Source organism: Bradyrhizobium sp. USDA 4516, assembly GCF_054055915.1.
This window is the reverse complement of the sequence record NZ_JBSRXT010000001.1, coordinates 5,662,127-5,681,583: the sequence shown is the minus strand read 5'-3', so window position 1 is coordinate 5,681,583 and position 19,457 is coordinate 5,662,127. Positions and strand designations below refer to the sequence as shown.

Here is a 19,457-nt window from a genome sequence, read left to right as displayed (position 1 = left end):
CTCCGTTGTTGTTGGCTGTTGTTTTCAGACGCCCAGCGCGGAGCGTCCGGCGGAGACACGGGTGGCATCGTCTTGCGGGGTATGGACGCGGCCGCACAGCACGTCACGGTAATGCCGCTCCAGCGGATTGGTGCGCGACAGGCCGTGATTGCTGGTCAGCGACAAGGCATCCTCCACCACTGCCGCGGCGTTATTGGTCACCGTCAGCTTGATGATGTTAGACTCGATCGCGGACAGCGGGAAGCCGTTATCGAAATCGGCGGCGAAGCTGTCGATCAGGCGGGCATTGACCGCAAGCCGCGCCTCGATCGCGCCGACGACCTCCTGCATCCGCGGCAAGGTCGCGAGCGCCGCGCCGAGATTGGCGGGCACCCGCTGCTTCAGGAATGTGACCAGCCAATCGCGGGCCGCGCGGGCGATGCCGTCATAGATCGCGGCGACGAAGATCGCATGCACGGTCGCCTGGGTAACGTCAGGAACCTTCCAGTCGTCGGGCGTGCGCACGTCGATCTCGTAATCCAGCGGAAACACGACGTCGTCGAAGATCACGGTGTGGCTGCCGCTGGCGCGCAGGCCGAGATGGTCCCAGGTCTCCTCGATCCGCGTTCCCGGCAGACCGGCGGGAACCAGAAACAAGCCGACACGGGTCTCCGGCTCATCGGTCTTCGCCCAGACCGAATACCATTTCAGGATCGGCGCGCCGGTCGAATAGATCTTCTTGCCGGTCAGCCGCCAGCCGGTCTCGGTGCGGCGCGCCGTCGTCGCCGGCAGGCCACCGCGCGCGGGCGAGCCGAGCTCGGGCTCGACGCGCAATGCATTGATCAGCGCCACGCCCTCGACCGTCTCCTTGGCGAGCTTGCGCGACAGCCGGCCCGGCCAACGCGTGCTGCGCGCCATCACCAGATGCTGGATGTAATGCATCGACAGCACCAGCGCGGTCGACGGATCGGCCTTGCCGATGATGCCGAGCACGCGCGTGGCGTCGCGGGCGCCCGCTCCGCCGCCGCCGAGCGCCGCCGGCACGGTCAGCGCCAGCAGGCCTTCGCGGGAGAGATCGACGAAATTCTCGAAGGGAAAACTGGCGTCGCGGTCGTGCGCCGGCGCACGCGGTGCAAAGACGTCGGCGAGCCGCAACGCGCGCGCGATGTGCTCCGGCCCGTCCGCCGGATGCAGCTCCCTCGCCGCAGATCTCACCATGTCGCCTCCAGTCCGAGCAGGCCGAGAATCTGCTTGCGCAGCTCAGCCAGATAAGGATCGCCGCGATGCCGCGGATACGGCCGGGCGACAGCGATGTCCGCCTTGATCCGCGCCGGCCGATCGGAGAGCACGATGACGCGGTTGGCGAGCACCAGCGCCTCCTCGACGTCATGGGTGACCAACAGCGTGGTGAAGCCTTTGCGCTGCCACAGCGCGACGAGTTCTGACTGCATGGCGATCCGCGTCAGCGAATCGAGCTTGCCGAGCGGCTCATCGAGCACCAGGATCTTCGGATCGTTGACCAGCGCGCGCGCCAGCGCCACGCGCTGCGCCATGCCGCCGGACAGCTGGTGCGGATAAGCGTTGCGGAACGAGGACAGGCCGACCAGCTCGATGACGTCATCGACGCGGTGGCGCTGCGCCTTCAGAATGCCCTGCGCTTCGAGGCCAAGCGCAACATTGTCCCACACCGTGCGCCACGGAAACAGCGTCGGGTCCTGGAACACGACAACCCGCGACGGATGCGGTCCGGCGATGCGGACTTCATCCTCGCGCAGCGTGCCCGCGCGCGGCTTCTCCAGCCCGGCCACCAGCCGCAGCAAGGTCGACTTGCCGCAGCCGGACGGGCCGAGCAGCGCGACGAACTCGCCCGGCGCGATCGCGAGGTTGACATTGTCGAGCACCGGCAGCGTGGCGCCATCGATATCGAAGGCGTGGCTGACGCCTTCGATATCGAGCTCGGCGCCGACCGCCGGATAGGTGATCGCCTCAGCTGCGGACTGCGCTACCATTTGACGACGCCCTTCTGCCAGACCAGCAGGCGGTCGCGGGTGCGGAACAGGAGCGTGATCGCGCCGGAGCAGAGCAGCGACATCACGATCAGCGCCGCATACATGTTGGCATACGCCGCCCAGCCCTGCGCCCATTGCAGGTACCAGCCGAGCCCGGCCTTGACGCCGATCATCTCGGCGACGACGAGCACCGCGAAGGACGAGCCGAGCCCCATGAACAGGCCGACGAACACATGCGGCAGCGCGGCGGGGATCGCGACCTTCAGCACCAGGAATGACGGTTTTGCGCCGAGCGTGCGCGCGACGTCGTAATAGGCGCTGCTGACGCTCGCGACGCCCGACCAGGTCAGGACCGTCACCGGAAAGCCGGTGGCAAGCGCGATCAGGAAGGTCGAGGCGCTCCAGCTCGACGGAAAGGTGAAGAAAGCGATCGGCAGCCAGGCCGTAGCCGGCAGCGGGCCGATGAAGCGCAGCACCGGATGCACCCAGTAACCGATCTTCTGCGACCAGCCGATCGAGACACCGGTGATAAAGCCGACGGTTGCGCCGATGATGTAGCCGCCGAGCTGCAGCTTGATCGAGGCGAACACGCTATCGAGCAGTTTCGGCAGATCGTCGGTATAGACCTCGAGGATCGACTGCGGCGGCGGGAAGAACGGCAGCGGCAGCCAAGCGAACTTTGCGGTGGCCACCTCCCACAACGTCACGAAGGCGCCGAACGCCACCAGCCATGGCGCGCGCTTGCGCAACGCCTGCCCGGCGCCGCCGAGATAATCCGCGCTGAATGTGCCGAACAGGATGAACGCGGCGATGACGATCGCGCCGATGCCGAGCGATCCGGTCCGCGACCAGTCGCCGACATCGGGCCAATAAAGGCATGCGAGGCCGAATGCGAGCCAGACGAGGCTCGCCGCAAGGCCGACACCGTAACTGCCGGAGAGGTTCGAGAACGTGACCGCCGCACGCGGCGCGGCCGCGGCCGTCGCGTCAGACACTGAATACGTCGACATAGATCCGCTCCGCGAATTTGGCCGTGTCGGTGCTCTGCTTGAACACCTGCACCGTCTTGAGGTCGTCGGCGTAGCCCTTCAACTCGCGCTTGAGCACCTCGCCGGTCGGATGATGGTGATGGGTGTGATAGCGCGCCATTGCCTCGAGATCGGCGAGGCTCGCCGCCTTCGGCGCATAGGGCTGGAACGACTTCGCCGCCTTGTCCGGGTTCTGCGAGGTGAACATCGCGGCGTCGAGCAGCGCCTGCGTGATGGCGCGCGCGACTTGAGGCTCCTCGCGCACCAGGCTGCCGCGCAGGCCGACGATGCAGCAGCTCTTGTCGCGATATTCGCCGTCGAGGTTGGAGGCGACCTCCTTGTACTGCGCATCCTTCAGCCAGAGATAGGCCAGCGGGTCCGACGACAGGAAGGCCTGCACCTCGCCCTTCTCGACCGCGACGTTCAGGAGATTGCCGGGATAGGCGCGCCAGTCGACGTCCTTGATCGGGTCGATGCCGAGCTTGGCCAGCTGGATTGAGAAGAAATTCTTGTCGGGACCTGCGAGATCGCCGACCGCGACGATCTTGCCCTTGAGATCGGCGAGCTTGTCGACCCCGGAATTGGTGCGGGTCAGGACGCGCATGCAGCCGCCATGGGTGCCGGCGGCGATCTTGACGTCAAAGCCCTGCTCCAGCGGCTTCAGCCAGCGCAGCGCCATGCCGAGACCGGCGTCGCTCTTGCCGGTGGCGATCGCCTCCAGCAGCTGGTCGGTCGAGCCCGAATAGTTGATCAGCTCGACGTCGAGATTCTGCTTCTGGAAGAAGCCGTGGTCGATCGCGACCGGCAGCGGCGCAAGGCAGACCGCGCCGGCGTTCCAGGACAGCTTCAGCTTGCGCGGCGCGCCGGTCAAAGCCGGTGCATCGGATGCGGTCTTGCAGACCGGGAATTCCGAGAAGTCGATCGCCGGCGTGATCGCCCGTGGCGCGAAGGCCTGCGCACTATACGCCCCGATCGGCGCGGCAAAGGCCGCGGCGGCGCCCGCACGCAGCAATGTGCGGCGATCCATCACCGTCTTCTTGTTATCCGTCGACATCTTCACTCCTGCATTTCGGCAAGGCTCCGCCCCGCGCGCAAAACGTCTCCGTTTGAACGCCCCGTCGTTCGAAGCACATGGTTCAGAAAAAAGCGGATTTCTCCGGCGCGATTGCACTCAAAGCAACATGCAAATGATGCGGCGCGACAAGATCATCGTCAATGAAATGGAATTTCGAATGTTGTCGGCGCCACAGCTGAACTCTCCACGATCGCATCGCGCGGCGATGAAAGGATTTTCACGATCGTCCCAGACGGAGATGCGGCGCGATCACCCGTGACTGCATCAAATCTAGGCGTTTTGCGGCCGCATGCGCGATGTCTTCTACGCGCGGCCTGCTTGACGAGATCATCCTTGCCGCGCAGCCGGCGAATTCAGATTTCCGTTTCGTTGACGGCGAACGGCTTGCTCATAGACTTGATCGAACGCTGCCGCGCGTTCCGCGGCGCAGCGAATGAATCAGGAAGAAAATTCATATGCGCAAACTGACCCGCTCGGGCCCTGCCTATTCTCTCACCCGCCGCACGGCGGCAGCGCTGATCACGGCCGTGATCACGCTGTCGACATCGGCTGCGGCGCTCGCGGCCGACGCGATCGTGCTGCGCGTCGGCGACCAGAAGGGCGGCAACCGCTCGCTGCTGGAGATTTCCGGCCTCGCCAAGGATCTGCCCTACAAGATCGAGTGGTCGGAATTCCCCGCCGCAGCCCCGATCCTGGAAGCGATCAACGCCGGCGCGCTCGACGTCGGCTACACCGGCGATCTGTCCTTCCTCACGGTCTATGCGTCGGGCGCGCCGATCAAGGCGATCGGCGGCACGCGCTCCGATGCGCGGACGCAGGCGATCCTGGTGCGCGGGGATTCGCCGATCAAGACCGCGGCCGATCTGAAGGGCAAGCGCCTCGCCGGCACGCGCGGCGGCTGGGGCCAATTCCTGATCAACGCGACGCTGGAAAAAGCCGGCAGCAGGATCGAGGACGCGACCTTCGCCCCGCTCGGCCCGGTCGACGCCAAGATCGCGCTGCTCGCCGGCTCGATCGACGCCTGGGCGGTGTGGGAGCCGTATGTCTCCTACGCCACGCTGAAGGACAAGGCGCGCGTCGTCGCCGACGGCGAAGGGCTGACGCCGACCATCACCTTCATCGTCGCCTCCGACAACGCGATCGCAACCAAGCGCGCGGCGGTGCAGGACCTGGTGCAGCGGCTCAACAAGGCGCGGCTGTGGTCGCTCGACCATCTCGCCGAGTACGCCAGGAACACGGCCGAGCTCACAAAACTGCCGGAGGACGTGCTGCTCGCCGCCTACACCGCTCAGAAGACGAGCCCGATCGCGATCGACGAGGCCGTGGTGAAGGAGGTGCAGGCCGCCTCCGATCGCGCGACGCGCTACGGCATCCTCGGCAAGACGCTGGATGTCGGCAAGGCCGTCGACCGCAGCTTTACGGCAAGCGCGAGCTCGAACTAGCGGCGCGCGTGAACGGGGCACGCTCTTTCCTCACCTCCCCTTGCAAAGGGAGGTCGGTTTGCGCGCAAGCGCAAGCCGGGTGGGGATCCTGCCTCCGCAAGCGCCGGCGCCCGTGGAGAGCAACCCCCACCCCGCCCTCCCCCTTTCAGGGGGAGGGAGTCAGGCGACGGTGCTCGCCTGACGACAAATAAGATGCGCACCACCATGGAGATCTCCGATGTCCGGTCCGCTCCATCTCGCACTGATTGTCACAGCACACCTGCTCTGCATGACCTTGTTGGTCGCGCTGTCGGTTTGATAGCGTCCTCTCCGGGCCAGCCCCAGGGAGAACAACAATGAACCTATCAATGAAGGACCGCGTCGCGGTGGTTACCGGCGGCAGCAAGGGCATCGGGATCGCGGTGGCGCGGCGGTTTGCCGAATCCGGCGCCAGGGTCGCGATCCTCGCCCGCGGCGCGGCCGACCTCGCTGCGGCGCGCGAAGCGCTCGCTAGGGACGGCCTTGTGGTACGCGATTATGTCTGCGACGTCGCGAAGGCTTCCGATATCACCAAGGCTCACGACCAGATCGTTGCCGATCTCGGCAAGATCGACGTGCTCGTCAACAACGCCGGCACGGCGCGCACGCTGGCGTTCGAGAGCATCAGCGACGAGGCCTGGCAGGAGGACCTCGACCTGAAACTGTTCGCCGCGATCCGCTTCAGCCGGCTGGTGTGGCCGGGGATGAAGCAGCGCAAATGGGGCCGCATCATCAATGTGCTCAACACCTTTGCCAAGGCGCCGGCCGGCAATTCCGCGCCGACCTCGGTGTCGCGCGCGGCCGGCATGGCGCTGACCAAGGTGATGGCCAATGAAGGCGGCGAGCACAACATCCTGGTGAACGCGCTGCTGGTCGGCCTGATCATGAGCGATCAATGGGTCAAGCGGCATGCTGCCCAGGCGCCGAACACGGATTTCGGGGAATTCGCCAAGGGCCTTGCCAAGGGCACCCCGCTCGGCCGCATCGGCACGGCGGAGGAGTTCGCCAACCTCGCCTGCTTCCTGGCCTCGGAGCAAGGCTCCTACATCACCGGCACCGCCATCAATGTCGATGGTGGCCGGTCGCCGGTAGTCTAGAGCCCCGGTCCCGGTTCAACCCGGTCCGGAGCTCCAGATTCTGCTTTGGCGCGTTTTCTTCACGCGAACCGGTGTCCACTCGCTGGAAAACGCGGGCTGGCAACCAACGGCAGGAAGCGACGGCTCAAAAGCAAAAGGCCTCCGTCACCGGAGGCCTTTCATCTTAAACCGCGTCCTTGGCGGCCTTGACCGGCCGTGCGCGGACGATCTTCCGGGCCGGCTTGGCCTTGAACATCATCTCTTCGCCGGTGAAGGGGTTGGTGCCCTTGCGCGCCTTGGTCGCAGGCTTCTTGACCACAACGAACTTCGCGAAGCCGGGGACGAGGAACACCCCGGCCTTCTTCAGCTCCTTGTGGCCGACATCGACAAGCGAGTCCAAAACGTTCTTGACGTCGCGCTTGGAGAGTTCGGTGGTGGTCGCGATCTTCTCGATCACTTGCGACTTCGACAGTTGGGTAGCCATGGTTGCTCCATTGATTCTGGAGTGGGCACGATATGGCGGAAAACGCCGAGAAAAACAGTGTTTTCTGCACTCCCCACCACAATATCGCTGTGGACAGCCGCCGAATCAGGGTTTTTTCCAGTGTTTTTTCAAGTCAAGGCGCTTCCGACCCCTAAAATTACAGGGTTTGCGCGGCTTCGGCGCTCCCGAAACGTCCCTTCGAGAGAATCACCAGACGCAACTCGCGCGGCCCAAACTGCGACAATGCGGCGCCCGATCCGGGTTGCGAAGCGTCGCAATGCGCCACTTCAGGTTTCGGAAACGATCCTCCAAAAGGCCGAGGCATTAGAAAATGACTCGGGTTCCGATTCCATCGTAACATCGCAAAGGGGCGCCACGACCGATCCGGCTGGTCGCCCGATGCAAGCCTTTATGTAAGTACCGGAGACCTGCGTATGGATTTGAGCCGCCTCGAGATCAACCGCCGCACGGCCCTTCTGACCTCGGCCGCGATTGCGGCCAATGTCATCAATCCGATGCGGGCCTTCGCGCAGGAGGCCCCGCGCAAGGGCGGCGTGTTCAACGTCCATTACGGCGCCGAGCAGCGCCAGCTCAACCCGAGCATCCAGGCCTCGACCGGCGTCTACATCATCGGCGGCAAGATCCAGGAGAATCTGGTCGACCTCGACGCCAACGGCCAGCCGGTCGGCGTGCTCGCCGAGAGCTGGGAGGCGACCCCGGACGGCAAGACCGTCACCTTCAAGCTGCGCAAGGGCGTCACCTGGCACGACGGCAAGCCGTTCACCTCTGATGACGTCGCTTTCACCGCGATGAACATGTGGAAGAAGATCCTCAACTACGGATCGACGCTGCAGCTGTTCCTCACATCGGTCGATACGCCCGATCCGCAGACCGCGATCTTCCGCTACGAGCGGCCGATGCCGCTGAACCTGCTGCTCCGGGCCCTGCCCGACCTCGGCTATGTCTCGGCCAAGCATCTCTATGAGAGCGGCGACATCAGGCAGAACCCGACCAATCTGGCGCCGGTCGGCACCGGTCCGTTCAAATTCGTCAAGTACGAGCGCGGGCAATATATCATCGCCGACCGCAACCCTGACTATTGGCGGCCGAACGCGCCCTATCTCGACCGCATCGTCTGGAAGGTGATCACCGATCGCGCCGCCGCGGCCGCCCAGATGGAGGCCGGCGAGCTGCACTACAGCCCGTTCTCGGGCCTGACGATCTCGGACATGGCGCGGCTCGGCAAGGACAAGCGCTTCATCGTCCAGACCAAGGGCAATGAGGGCAACGCCCGCACCAACACCATCGAGTTCAACTTCCGCCGCAAGGAACTGGCGGACATCCGGGTCCGCCGCGCCATCGCGCACGCGATCAACGTGCCGTTCTTCATCGACAATTTCCTGGGCGATTTCGCCAAGCTCGGCACCGGCCCGATCCCGTCGACCTCGACCGACTTCTATCCCGGGCCGAACACGCCGCAATACCCCTATGACAAGGCCAAGGCGATCGCGCTACTCGACGAGGCCGGCTTCAAAGCCTCCAGCGGCAACCGCTTCTCGCTGAGACTCCTGCCGGCACCGTGGGGCGAGGACATCTCGCTGTGGTCGACCTTCATCCAGCAGTCGCTGGGAGAAGTCGGCATCCAGGTCGACATCGTACGCAACGACGGCGGCGGCTTCCTCAAGCAGGTCTATGACGAGCACGCCTTCGATCTCGCGACCGGCTGGCACCAGTATCGCAACGACCCCGCGGTCTCGACCACGGTATGGTACCGCTCCGGCCAGCCCAAGGGCGCGCCGTGGACCAACCAATGGGGCTGGGAGGACAAGATCGTCGACAAGACCATCGACGATGCCGCCACCGAAGTCGATCCGGCCAAGCGCAAGGCGCTCTATGCCGATTTCGTCAAGGAGGTGAACACCGAGCTGCCGGTCTGGATGCCGATCGAGCAGATCTTCGTCACCGTGATCACGGCCAAGGCGCGCAACCACTCCAACACGCCGCGCTGGGGCTCGACGAGCTGGCACGATCTTTGGCTGAGCGCATGAGGCCACATCTGCGCTAGGCGTGGCGCCCTCTTCTCTCTCGCCCCGCTCTTGCGGGGAAAGGGTCGGGGTGAGGGGCTCGCTCCACGATATTGCTCCATCGATAGACCTGTACCCCCTCACCCGGATTGCATCTGGCGATGCAATCCGACCTCTCCCCGCAAGCGGGGCGAGGTAAGAAGGGGCCGGTGCCCACCCCGAACCGGTGTCCACATCGTTCGAAAACGCTATAGATAAAATATGCGTATCCTGAGCCTTGCGGGGCGGCGGCTCGCCGCCTCGATCCCGACCCTGTTCCTGATCCTGATCGGCGTGTTCCTGCTGCTGCAGCTCGCGCCGGGCGACACCGTCGATGCGCTGATGGCGCAGATGGGCGGCGGCGACGCCGCGACCGCCGAGGCGCTGCGCAAATTCTACGGGCTGAACCTCTCGGTTCCGGCGCAGCTCGGGAACTATCTGTGGCACCTGGTCCGGCTCGACCTCGGCTTCTCCTCGATCTACGGCAAGCCGGTGGCGACCGTGATCCTGGAACGGCTGCCGCCGACCATCCTATTGATGACGGCGTCGCTGTCATTCGCGTTCTTCTTTGGCCTCGTGTTCGGCGTGATCGCCGCGCGCGGCGTCAACCGCTGGCCGGACACGATGATCTCCACGCTCGGCCTGATCTTCTACGCCACGCCCTCGTTCTGGTTCGGGCTGATGGCGATCGTGGTGTTTTCGGTCTATCTGCAGTGGCTGCCGCCGGGCGGCTTCGAGGACATCGGCAACGTCCAGACCGGAATCTGGCGCGTGCTGGATATCGCCGCCCATCTGGTGCTGCCGACACTGACGCTCGGGCTGATCTTCCTCGCGATCTATTTGCGCATCATGCGCGCCTCGATGCTGGAGGTCTTGAACCTCGATTTCGTCCGCACCGCCCGCGCCAAGGGGCTGGATGAGACCCATGTCATCACCCGGCACGTGCTGCGCAACGCGCTGCTGCCGATGGTGACGCTGATCGGATTGCAGGCCGGCACCATGCTCGGCGGCTCGGTCGTGGTGGAGAGCGTGTTCTCGCTGCCCGGCCTCGGCCGTCTCGCTTATGAGTCGGTGGTGCAGCGCGACCTCAACACCCTGCTCGGCATCGTCTTCGTGTCCGCGCTGCTCGTCATATCCGTGAACTTCGTCGTCGATCTGCTCTACGCGCGGCTCGATCCGCGCATCGCGGCGGAGGGCTGACGATGGATGCCGTGAAGCGCTACTTCCGCAGCCCGGCCGCGGTGATCGGCCTGATCCTGCTGCTGCTTGTCATCGCGATGGCAATCAGCGCGGGTCTCCTCTATCCGCGCGATCCGCTCGCTCTCGCGGGCCGGCCGCTGATCTGGCCGTTCTCCAACCCGCGCTTCCTGCTTGGCACCGACAATTCCGGCCGCGACATCGCCGCCCAGATCTTCTACGGCGCGCGGATCTCGCTGCTGATCGGCGGCGTCGCCACCGTGATCGCGATCCTGATCGGCATCCTGGTCGGCGCCTTCGCCGGCTATTACGGCGGCTGGGTCGACAATGTGCTGATGCGGATCACCGAGGCGTTCCAAACCCTGCCGAACTTCGTGCTGCTGCTCGTCCTGGTCGCGGTGTTCGGCTCGACCCTGACCACGGTGACCATTGCAGTTGGCGTGGTGTCGTGGCCGGCGCCGGCACGGCTGACCCGCGCCGAATTCCTGTCGCTGCGCAACCGCGAATTCGTGCAGGCCGGCAAGACGCTCGGCATGAAGGACGTCCAGCTCATCCTCGGCGAAATCCTGCCCAATGCGCTGCCGCCCGTCATCGTCTATGCCAGCGTGGTGATGGCGGTCGCGATCCTGCTGGAAAGCGCGCTCGCCTTCCTGCGTCTGTCCGATCCCAACGTCGCCTCCTGGGGCAATCTGATCGGGCTCGGCCGCGACGTGCTCCGGGTGCAATGGTACGTCTCGGCAATCCCTGGCATTGCGATCCTCGTCACCGTGCTCGCGGTGTCGCTGGTCGGCCAGGGCCTCAACGATGCGCTCAATCCGAGGCTGAAAAGCCGATGAGCGACACGGTCCTTTCCCTCGACGCCCTGACGGTGCGCCTGCCCAAGGGCGCCGACCGGCCGCATGCGCTGTCCGACGTTTCGCTTTCAATTGCGTCGAACGAGATCCTCTGCGTGGTCGGCGAGTCCGGCTCCGGCAAATCGATGATGGCGAACGCCATCATGCGGCTGCTGCCGAACGAGGTGACGATCGAACGGGGCCGCATGATGTTCGACGGCCGCGACCTCTGCGCCGCCGACAGCGCCGAGATGCGCGATGTGCGCGGCGCCGGCATCGCGATGATCTTCCAGGAGCCGATGACCGCGCTCAATCCGCTGCGCACGATCGGCGACCAGATCGGCGAGATGTTTGCGATCCACACCGCTCTCTCGAAGGCCGAGATCAATGCTCGTGTGCTGGCGCTGCTCGAGGACGTCCGCATCCCCGACCCCAAGGCTGCCGCAAAAGCTTACCCGCACGAGCTGTCCGGCGGCCAGCGCCAGCGCGCGATGATCGCGATGGCACTCGCGCTCGACCCCAAGCTCCTGATCGCGGACGAGCCGACCACCGCGCTCGACGTGACGACACAAGCACAGATCCTGAAGCTGATCCGCGATTTGCAGCAGCGCAAGAAGACCGCGGTGCTGTTCATCACCCATGATTTCGGCGTGGTCGCCGAGATCGCCGACCGCGTCGTGGTAATGCAGCATGGCGCGATCGTCGAGCACGGCACGGCCGACAAGGTGCTGAACGATCCGCAGCATGCCTACACGAAGCAGCTGATCGCAGCCGTTCCGCCGCTGAAGGCGCCGCCACCGCGCATCCTTTCCGGCAAGGACATCCTGACCATCGACGGCGTCTCCAAGACCTACCGCACCGGCGGCTTCCTCGGCCGCGGCGCGCGGATCACGGAGGCCGTCAAGAACGTGTCGCTGCACCTGCCGCGCGGCGCGACGCTCGGCATCGTCGGCGAATCCGGTTCGGGCAAATCGACGCTCGCGCGCTGCATCGTGCGGCTGATCGATCCGGACACCGGGTCGATCGTGCTCGACGGCAAGGACTGGGCAAAGCTCGGCCGCGACGATATCAGGCGCGAGACCCGCCACATCCAGATGGTGTTCCAGGATCCCTTCGCCTCGCTCAATCCGCGCCGCAAGGCGGCCGAGCTGGTGGCGCAGGGACCGATCGTGCACGGCACCGACCGCGCCACCGCGATTGCGGAAGCGCGAAAGCTGTTCGAGCTGGTCGGCCTCGATCCGTCCGCCGGTGACCGCTACCCGCACGAATTCTCCGGCGGCCAGCGCCAGCGCATCGGGCTCGCCCGCGCGCTGGCGCTGAAGCCGGATGTGCTGGTGGCCGACGAGCCGGTCTCGGCGCTCGACGTCTCGGTGCAGGCGCAGGTCTTGAAGCTGCTCGCCGGGCTGCGCCAGCAGCTTGGCCTCTCCATCATCTTCATCACCCACGATCTGCGCGTCGCCGCCCAGATCTGCGATCTCGTCGCCGTCATGAAGGACGGCGCCGTGGTCGAGCATGGGCTGACCGCCGAGGTGTTCGGCAAGCCGCGGCATCCCTATACGCAGGCGCTGCTGTCGGCGATCCCCGGCGGCGCGTTTGCGCGCGAGCACGGCACCGCAACCGTGTAGCCGGGCACGCGCGGCCCTACTCCGCCGCTTGTGGCTTGGGCTCCTCGCGCAGCCGGAAGCGCTTCAGCAATCCGGATACCGTGTCGCGGAAGCCGCCATATTCCAGCTCTGAATAGGGCAGCATCGCAGCGCCGGACCAGCCCTGGCTGCGCATCTCGATCGCCTTGCGCTGCGCGCGCTGGCGAACCTCGTCCCAGGCAAGGTTGTCAAAGAAGTCGGTATAGGACTCCGAGAACTTCCCGTCCCGGTCGATCGAGAAGCCGACGCAGGACACGATCGGCAGGCAATACATCCCCGTCACCGGGGTGTTGAGCGGCACCGGCATGAGCGGCATCACATGCGAGCCGCGCGCATCGCCGCCCACGAAGTGCGCCTTGGCGAAGGGCGAGATGATTTCTTCGGGCGCCGCGAAAATGCCCTGGTTCCTGACGACCGCGACCGGATCATCCTTGCCGGTGTACTTGCCCGCGATGGAGTGAAGGCGCTGCGCCGAAACGGCGACGGCGACTTCGCCATAGGTTTTCGAGACGATACGATCAATGCCGAAGCGCTCGTTGTCGCGAAGCAGCGCCGCAATGTGGTAGCCGTCCGCGGGCGCATCGAGTTCGATCACGCTGTCGCCGGCCGTGTTGTCCATATCGATGATATGGAAACGGAAGCCCTTGATCATCGGGGGCAGCATCAGCCCGGCGCAATACATGGGATCGGCAAAAGCCAGATAGAGCGGCAGGTTGTAGGCACCGGGGCCGCACTTGTCTGCGGCGAACACCATGAAGGACTCCGCGGGTCTCGCGCCCGAGAGGCTGTGGTCGAAGCTGAGCTCGGCGACAGCCGGGCCCGCGCCGCGAACGTTTCCGGACGGGGCGTCGACGAGAAGATCCTGGCCGGCGCCGTAGAGCCCGGAGGTCTTCGCGACTGCAGCGGCCGCGAGAAACGTCTTCCAGGCGAATTGGTGGACTTCGGAGCTCCCTTCGCCCCGCGTGTGCGTCATGATGATCGCAATATCGTCGCCGGTATGGCGCACGAAACCGTCGATCAGGAGACCGTTTTCGATCGCTTTCGCGACCTCCCCTTCGACAGCCGCCATCATGCGCGCAGATGGTTTCGTGTGGCCCCCGACGGAGCCAATGTCAGCCTTGATGACCGAAATGGTGAGTTTCATGAGCATCCCTCCGACCGCAGCGCAGCGCCTTCGCCTCGGCGCTCGCTGCGCCGGGGGCGACGGCGCGCTCATTTGCAAAAAAGAACGTCGTGTGGTGCGACAGGTTCCCTGCGCATATTGCTTGCGGAACTATGGCCCCTCCGTCACCGCGTGTCGATACGGGCTATCGACGCATCTGGAATAGCTCGCCCTGCCCGATGGGGTTACCACCCGCCCTATGAAGCGCGGTTGAGAAAGATCGGCAGGCCCCGCTTGTTGGAATAGAGAGGACGGTAGCGCTCGGTGTTGTACGCGCTTGCGACGTCCAATTTGCGTGGCCCGAGCTTGGCGTCGGGGATCGGCACGAGGTCGTAGCGGCCCTCGACCAGCGCCGACATGAGGCCGGTTTTGCCTTCCAGGATCGCATCGTAAGCCATGTTGCCGAACGTCAGCGCCACAAGCTTGTCGATGAAGTCCGGATCGCCTGACCGCAGGTCGTAGGTGAGGTCAGAGACGATGGTCTCCTCGCCGGTGCGCCGCTTGATCTCGTCCGCGAACGCTTCGGCCACGCTCGCCTTCCTGCGGTGACCGTAGGCGTCAGGCTCGCCGAATTCCTGCACCTTGTAGCCCTCCCACTCGGCGCCCTCGCTGAGCACGATCAGCGCGTAGTTGCTTGGGTTGCCGTGCTTGTCATCGAGGAGAAGCTGGATCAGCTTGTCGAGATTGACCTTGTACTCCGGTATGGCGCATCGGATCGAGGTTGCGTATGCGGTATAGAGTGCCGTAAAGCCGGCATCGCGACCAAAGACGCGGAAGATGCCGATTCGCTCGTGCGAGCCGACGGTGGTGCGCTGGCGCTGGATGGCATCGCTGGCACGGGTGATCGCGGTCGAAAAGCCGATGCAGTATTCGGTGTTGCGAACGTCGTTGTCCATCGTCTTCGGGATGGCAATGATCTTGACGCCTCGCCTGTTGAGCTTGTCCGCGTAGCTGAGCGTATCGTCGCCGCCGATGGCGATCAGATGCTCGATACCGAGCCCCCCGAGGTTCGCGAGCACCTCGTTGGTGAGGTCCCACGTCGTGGTTGCGATGCCACCCTTGGTGCTCTGGGAAGCCGGAAAGTCGCGGCCCGCGAGATGATCGGGCAACTTCTTCATTTTGGAGGGATTGGTGCGGCTCGAGTGCAGCACGGTGCCGCCGCGCCGGTCGATGACGCGCGTATTTTCGCGGTTCAGCGGGATGATGTAATGGGACTTGCTCGACGGGTCGTCGAGGTTCAGGTGCGTGAGGGCCTCCCAGCCTCGGCGGAGACCGACAACCTCGATGTCGTCCTCGCTGCCGCGATAGGTCACGCTCTTGATCACCGCGTTAAGGCCGGGGACGTCACCGCCTCCCGTGAGAATACCAATGCGCTTCCTCGCCATGCCCACCTCCCAGGGTTGCTATCTGGCAATAACGCCTGCGTCGCGTCGGGGTTTCCACAACGCTATCCGCCAACGGCGGAATCCTCGTGATCGCGGCACCCACCCGAACCTGCTTGGGCCCCAATCTTCCAGCGACGTCCTCTCACCAGTCCCCAACTCGGGCGGCTTGCCCCTCCATGCCTCTCGCGTGCATGGCGCGACGTTGCTCCGCGCCTACCGCGAACGGCGCGAGGCGAGGAAATACTCCGCCCATCGCAGCAACTCGAAACGATCGCCCTTGACCAACTCCTGTGCATCGCGGCGCCGGTAGAGCACCAGCATCCAGGGCGCGAGCTTGCGGAGCACGCCGTGCGCCATGTACTGCACCGGCTCGGAGAACGGCAGCGCCAGCTCGCTTTCCGGCACGCCTTGGACCGCGCGCGCCAATTCGCGGCCGAGCGGGATCGTCAGCGCGACGGCACGGCCGTTGCAGCCGGTCCAGCCATAGGCGTTCGGTCCCAACCGGTGCATGCGCGGCAGGAAATCCGCCGTCATCCCGACATAGCCGTTCCAGACATAGTCGAACGAGACCTCGCCAATCTGCGGCCACAAACGCTGCAACCGCTCGGTCACCCGCGCCTTCAGCCGCCCGGTCTTGTCGCCCGGACCGAGCACGGCACCGCCGGTGACGAGGCGATTGCGGGCATCGTAGCGCGCGAAATACAGCTCGCCATGGGTGTCCGACATCGCCTGCCGGCCGGGGATGATGGTCTTGCGCACATTGTCCGACAGCGGCTGCGTCGCCATCTGCCAGGACAGCACCGGCATCACCTCGGTTGCGATCTCAGGCACCAGCGATTTCGCGAACTCGCCGCTATAGGCATTGGTCGCGACCACCAGCGCGCGGCCGGAGATTTCACCCTTTTCCGTCTTCACCACCCAGCGATCGCCGCGGCGCTCGAAACTCGTCGCAGGCGAGCGGGCATAGATTCGCGCACCGAGGCCGAGTACGGTGCGCGCAAGGCCGCGCGCCAGCGCCAGCGGATTGACGTGACCGCCGGTCCTGTTCCAGAAGCCGCCGTACCACGCATCCGAGCCGAGCATGTCCCGGGTCTGATCGCGCGACAGCAATTCGACCGGCGCACCGAATTTCGACCATTGCTGCACCCGCCGCTCGGCGATCTTGATGCGGCCCGGCGAGTGCACCGGCTGCACCCAGCCGGCCTGCTCCTGCTCGGCCTCGATGTTGTAGCGTTTGACGACGTCGAACAGATCAGCGGCGCTGTCGCGCAGCATCGCGACGAAGCGCTCGCCGGCCGCTCCGTGCCTCGCGATGATGTCGTCCGGATCGGGACGCGACAGTGTCGGGATCACCTGGCCGTTGTTGCGCCCCGAGGCACCCCAGCCCGGCTCGGCGGCCTCGACGATCGCGACGTCGACATTGGCCTCGCGCAAATGCAGTGCGGTCGACAAGCCGGTGAAACCGCCGCCGATGACGACGACATCGGCCTGCTGCGCGCCGGTCAGCTCGGGGCAATCAGGGCCGAAGGGCGTCACTGCTGCCCAGAGCGAATTGGGCCAGCGCACGGCATTGCTGTTCATCATGATCCTTTCTTGCGGGCGCCCGGTCATTCTGGTTAGCTAATTCTACTCTCCTATTCCAGCCGGGAAGACAACAAGTGGCACTCAAGAACGTCATCGGAATCGATCACGCCGTGGTCATGGTGAAGGACCTCGACAAGGCGGCCGAGAACTACAAGCGGCTCGGCTTCACCGTGTCGCCGCGCGGCACCCATAGCGCGCATATGGGATCGGGCAATTACACCATCATGTTCGACCCCGATTATATGGAATTGCTCGGCGTGCTGACCCCGACCGAACACAACGCTCCGGCGCGCGCCTTCCTCGAGAAGCGCGGCGAGGGCATCGAACGCATCGCGTTCACCGCGGTGGATTCCGCTGCTGGCGCCGAGGAGATTCGCGCGCGCGGCTATGCGCCGATCGGGCCGACCGATTTCGAACGCCCGGTGACCTTGCCGAACGGCACGACCTCCGCGGCGAAATTCCGCACCTTCCAGTGGCCGACCGCGGAGGCGCCCGGCGGCGTCCGCATCTTCGCCTGCCAGCACAAGACCCGCGAGACGGTGTGGATTCCCGAATTGATGACGCACGCCAATGGGGCAAAACGCCTCAAGCAGGTGCTGATCGTCTCGCCCGATCCCGCAGCCGATGCCGCGCATCTCTCCAGGATGATCGACGTCGCCGTCAGGAACGACGCCGACGGTGCGGTTGCGGTGCCGTCCGGCGGCAACCGCGCCGACTTCGTGTTCCTGACCAGGGATCAGCTCGGCAAACGTTATCCCGGCGTATCGCTGGATGGCCTGCCCGACCGCGGCGGCGCCGGCCTCGTGATCGCGGCCGACCTTGCCGCGACCGAGAAAGCGCTGGGCTCAGCCGGCGTGAAGAGCGGCAATAGCATCACCGTGCCGCCGGCTTCCGGCAACGGCACCCTGCTCGCTTTCGTCAAGGCATAGCTGCCATACCATGCGCGGCGCAGCGTTATGCAACGGCGCCGCGCATGTGGGACTAGGCACAGAAAGTTGAGGCGCTAGTATCTCTCCCAAACAAGAACCGTCCAGGGAGAGAAACATGTCGCATCACCTGATCTCGCGCCGGCAGATGCTGGCCGGCACCGCGGCCGCCGGCGCGGTTGGACTGACCGGATTTCCGGCCCGCGCCGACGTCAACTGGAAGAGATATTCCGGCACCACGCTCGAGGTGATTCTCGCCAAGGGGCCGCGCGGCGACAATCTGCAAAAATACATCAAGGAATTTACCGAGCTCACCGGCATCAAGGTCGAGTCGGAACAGATCCCCGAGCAGCAGCAGCGCCAGAAATGCGTGATCGAGCTGTCCTCGGGCAAGCCGAGCTTCGACGTCGTGCACCTCAGCTATCACGTGCAGAAGCGGCAGTTCGAGAAGGCCGGCTGGCTCGCCGACATGTCGGGCTTTCTGAAGGATCCGAGCATGACGCCGCCGGACCTCGTCGAGAGCGATTTCTCGGCGGCCGGCCTCCAATATGCGCGCAACGACAAGGGCCAGATGCTGTCGCTGCCATGGTCGGTCGACTATTTCATCCTCTACTACAACAAGGAGCTGTTCCAGAAGAAGGGCGTCGAGGTCCCGAAGACGCTCGAGGAGGATGGCAATCGCGGCCGAGAAGCTGACCGATCCGAAGGAAGGCATCTACGGCTTTGTCGGCCGCGGCCTGCGCAACGCCAACATGGCGATGTGGACCAACTTCTATCTGAACTATGGCGGCGAATTCCTCGATGCCAAAGGCAACATCCTGACCGACGGCCCCGAGGCGATCGAAGCCACCAAGCTCTATCAGCGCCTGCTGACAAAATGCGCGCCTCCCGGCGTCGCCGGCTTCAACTGGATGGAGTCGATGGCGTCCTTCACGCAGGGCAGGTCCGCGATGTGGATCGACGCCGACGGCTGGGCGCCGCCGCTGGAAGATCCCGCCGCCTCGCGCGTCGTCGGCAAGGTCGGCTACACGCTGGTACCCGCCGGTCCCAAGGGCAAGTTCTCCTCGACCTATGGCGACGGCGTCGGCATCGCCGCGGCGAGCAAGAACAAGGAAGCCGCCTATCTGCTCTGCCAATGGGTGGTCTCGCGCGGACAGGGCGCGCGCCTGCTGCAGGCCGGCGGCGGCGTGCCGTTCCGCAACTCCATCGTCGACGATGCCGAAGTCGCCAAGGGCGTGAAGACCAAGGAATGGCTGCAGTCGGTGGTTGACTCCGCCAAGATCTCCAAGCTCGGCCTGCCCGTCATCATCCCGGTCGCCGAATTCCGCGACATCGTCGGCGCCGCGCTGACCGCGACGCTGTCGGGCGCCGATCCGGCCACCGAGCTGAAAAAGGCGCACGAGCAATTCCGCCCCATCCTGGAGCGTAGCGAAAAAGCGTGAGCGTGGTGACACAGACTGAGCCGGCGGCGGCCAGCAAAGCGTTTTCAAGCGAAGTGGGTACCGGTTCGCGTGAAGAAAACGCGTCAAAGCAAGAGTCCAGAGCCGCAGGCT

Annotated in this window: 15 protein-coding genes and 1 pseudogene; 8 read left to right on the top strand and 8 right to left on the bottom strand. The window is 65.1% G+C overall.

Annotated elements, in window-relative coordinates; translation table 11 throughout:
- Window positions 1-24: 24 nt before the first annotated feature.
- From ACVI1L_RS25965 to ACVI1L_RS25950, 4 genes are read right to left on the bottom strand one after another with little or no spacing between them, the layout of a single operon-like run.
- On the bottom strand, window positions 25-1,197 hold the full coding sequence (locus ACVI1L_RS25965; RefSeq protein ID WP_456784224.1) for an acyl-CoA dehydrogenase family protein: 1,173 nt from the start codon (window positions 1,195-1,197) through the stop codon (window positions 25-27).
- Entirely contained in the window at window positions 1,191-1,988 is a 798-nt protein-coding gene (locus ACVI1L_RS25960; protein WP_229193070.1) for an ABC transporter ATP-binding protein, read from the bottom strand. Before ACVI1L_RS25960 ends, ACVI1L_RS25965 begins: the two co-directional genes overlap by 7 nt.
- Window positions 1,982-2,998, bottom strand: coding sequence for an ABC transporter permease (locus ACVI1L_RS25955; RefSeq protein WP_253587502.1), 1,017 nt, complete (start codon window positions 2,996-2,998; stop codon window positions 1,982-1,984). Before ACVI1L_RS25955 ends, ACVI1L_RS25960 begins: the two co-directional genes overlap by 7 nt.
- Window positions 2,976-4,070, bottom strand: a complete 1,095-nt coding sequence (locus ACVI1L_RS25950) for an ABC transporter substrate-binding protein (RefSeq protein ID WP_253640415.1) — start codon at window positions 4,068-4,070, stop codon at window positions 2,976-2,978. Before ACVI1L_RS25950 ends, ACVI1L_RS25955 begins: the two co-directional genes overlap by 23 nt.
- Window positions 4,071-4,546: 476 nt before the next feature.
- On the opposite strand from ACVI1L_RS25950, the gene ACVI1L_RS25945 reads away from it, so the two are divergent.
- Window positions 4,547-5,533, top strand: a complete 987-nt coding sequence (locus ACVI1L_RS25945) for an ABC transporter substrate-binding protein (protein ID WP_456784223.1) — start codon at window positions 4,547-4,549, stop codon at window positions 5,531-5,533.
- Between the two features lie 335 nt (window positions 5,534-5,868).
- The gene (locus ACVI1L_RS25940) at window positions 5,869-6,648 is read left to right on the top strand and encodes an SDR family oxidoreductase (RefSeq protein ID WP_456784222.1); all 780 of its coding nucleotides are present in this window, start codon (window positions 5,869-5,871) and stop codon (window positions 6,646-6,648) included.
- Between the two features lie 163 nt (window positions 6,649-6,811).
- On the opposite strand, the gene ACVI1L_RS25935 is transcribed toward ACVI1L_RS25940, so the two are convergent.
- Complete coding sequence (locus tag ACVI1L_RS25935) at window positions 6,812-7,111, bottom strand: HU family DNA-binding protein (RefSeq protein ID WP_021077434.1); 300 nt, start codon at window positions 7,109-7,111, stop codon at window positions 6,812-6,814.
- Between the two features lie 434 nt (window positions 7,112-7,545).
- On the opposite strand from ACVI1L_RS25935, the gene ACVI1L_RS25930 reads away from it, so the two are divergent.
- The 4 genes from ACVI1L_RS25930 to ACVI1L_RS25915 all read left to right on the top strand — a co-directional run bounded on the left by ACVI1L_RS25930 (window position 7,546) and on the right by ACVI1L_RS25915 (window position 12,829).
- Window positions 7,546-9,159: an ABC transporter substrate-binding protein gene (locus ACVI1L_RS25930; RefSeq protein WP_456784221.1), complete on the top strand. Its 1,614-nt coding sequence runs from the start codon at window positions 7,546-7,548 to the stop codon at window positions 9,157-9,159.
- A 237-nt stretch (window positions 9,160-9,396) separates the two neighbouring features.
- Window positions 9,397-10,374 (top strand): ABC transporter permease, encoded by a 978-nt coding sequence (locus tag ACVI1L_RS25925; RefSeq protein ID WP_038383993.1) that lies wholly within the window; start codon window positions 9,397-9,399, stop codon window positions 10,372-10,374.
- A 2-nt stretch (window positions 10,375-10,376) separates the two neighbouring features.
- Complete coding sequence (locus ACVI1L_RS25920) at window positions 10,377-11,207, top strand: ABC transporter permease (protein ID WP_016843116.1); 831 nt, start codon at window positions 10,377-10,379, stop codon at window positions 11,205-11,207.
- A complete protein-coding gene (locus tag ACVI1L_RS25915; protein WP_229191497.1) occupies window positions 11,204-12,829 on the top strand; it encodes an ABC transporter ATP-binding protein in 1,626 nt (541 codons plus the stop codon). The genes ACVI1L_RS25920 and ACVI1L_RS25915 overlap by 4 nt, the downstream gene beginning before the upstream one ends.
- Before the next feature lie 16 nt (window positions 12,830-12,845).
- Here ACVI1L_RS25915 and ACVI1L_RS25910 read toward each other — a convergent pair whose 3' ends face one another.
- From ACVI1L_RS25910 to ACVI1L_RS25900, 3 genes are all read right to left on the bottom strand, one after another.
- The gene (locus tag ACVI1L_RS25910) at window positions 12,846-14,063 is read right to left on the bottom strand and encodes a fructose 1,6-bisphosphatase (protein ID WP_456784220.1); all 1,218 of its coding nucleotides are present in this window, start codon (window positions 14,061-14,063) and stop codon (window positions 12,846-12,848) included.
- Window positions 14,064-14,206: 143 nt separating this feature from the next.
- A complete protein-coding gene (locus tag ACVI1L_RS25905; RefSeq protein WP_456784219.1) occupies window positions 14,207-15,394 on the bottom strand; it encodes a 6-phosphofructokinase in 1,188 nt (395 codons plus the stop codon).
- Between the two features lie 213 nt (window positions 15,395-15,607).
- Entirely contained in the window at window positions 15,608-16,975 is a 1,368-nt protein-coding gene (locus ACVI1L_RS25900) for an NAD(P)/FAD-dependent oxidoreductase (RefSeq protein ID WP_456785614.1), read from the bottom strand.
- 77 nt (window positions 16,976-17,052) lie between these two features.
- Here ACVI1L_RS25900 and ACVI1L_RS25895 point away from each other — a divergent pair, with 77 nt between their 5' ends.
- Window positions 17,053-17,907, top strand: coding sequence for a VOC family protein (locus ACVI1L_RS25895; protein WP_456784218.1), 855 nt, complete (start codon window positions 17,053-17,055; stop codon window positions 17,905-17,907).
- A 115-nt stretch (window positions 17,908-18,022) separates the two neighbouring features.
- A pseudogene (locus tag ACVI1L_RS25890) lies at window positions 18,023-19,346 on the top strand (ABC transporter substrate-binding protein).
- Window positions 19,347-19,457: the final 111 nt, after the last annotated feature.

What these genes read in the sequence shown, in the direction of transcription:
- ACVI1L_RS25900 (WP_456785614.1), bottom strand. Translation starts at nt 16,975, where the DNA reads ATGAACAGCAATGCCGTGCGCTGGCCCAATTCGCTCTGGGCAGCAGTG.
- ACVI1L_RS25910 (WP_456784220.1), bottom strand. Translation starts at nt 14,063, where the DNA reads ATGAGCGCGCCGTCGCCCCCGGCGCAGCGAGCGCCGAGGCGAAGGCGC.
- ACVI1L_RS25945 (WP_456784223.1), top strand. Translation starts at nt 4,547, where the DNA reads ATGCGCAAACTGACCCGCTCGGGCCCTGCCTATTCTCTCACCCGCCGC.
- ACVI1L_RS25925 (WP_038383993.1), top strand. Translation starts at nt 9,397, where the DNA reads ATGCGTATCCTGAGCCTTGCGGGGCGGCGGCTCGCCGCCTCGATCCCG.
- ACVI1L_RS25920 (WP_016843116.1), top strand. Translation starts at nt 10,377, where the DNA reads ATGGATGCCGTGAAGCGCTACTTCCGCAGCCCGGCCGCGGTGATCGGC.
- ACVI1L_RS25905 (WP_456784219.1), bottom strand. Translation starts at nt 15,394, where the DNA reads ATGGCGAGGAAGCGCATTGGTATTCTCACGGGAGGCGGTGACGTCCCC.
- ACVI1L_RS25960 (WP_229193070.1), bottom strand. Translation starts at nt 1,988, where the DNA reads ATGGTAGCGCAGTCCGCAGCTGAGGCGATCACCTATCCGGCGGTCGGC.
- ACVI1L_RS25955 (WP_253587502.1), bottom strand. Translation starts at nt 2,998, where the DNA reads ATGTCGACGTATTCAGTGTCTGACGCGACGGCCGCGGCCGCGCCGCGT.
- ACVI1L_RS25915 (WP_229191497.1), top strand. Translation starts at nt 11,204, where the DNA reads ATGAGCGACACGGTCCTTTCCCTCGACGCCCTGACGGTGCGCCTGCCC.
- ACVI1L_RS25950 (WP_253640415.1), bottom strand. Translation starts at nt 4,070, where the DNA reads ATGTCGACGGATAACAAGAAGACGGTGATGGATCGCCGCACATTGCTG.
- ACVI1L_RS25965 (WP_456784224.1), bottom strand. Translation starts at nt 1,197, where the DNA reads ATGGTGAGATCTGCGGCGAGGGAGCTGCATCCGGCGGACGGGCCGGAG.
- ACVI1L_RS25935 (WP_021077434.1), bottom strand. Translation starts at nt 7,111, where the DNA reads ATGGCTACCCAACTGTCGAAGTCGCAAGTGATCGAGAAGATCGCGACC.
- ACVI1L_RS25940 (WP_456784222.1), top strand. Translation starts at nt 5,869, where the DNA reads ATGAACCTATCAATGAAGGACCGCGTCGCGGTGGTTACCGGCGGCAGC.
- ACVI1L_RS25930 (WP_456784221.1), top strand. Translation starts at nt 7,546, where the DNA reads ATGGATTTGAGCCGCCTCGAGATCAACCGCCGCACGGCCCTTCTGACC.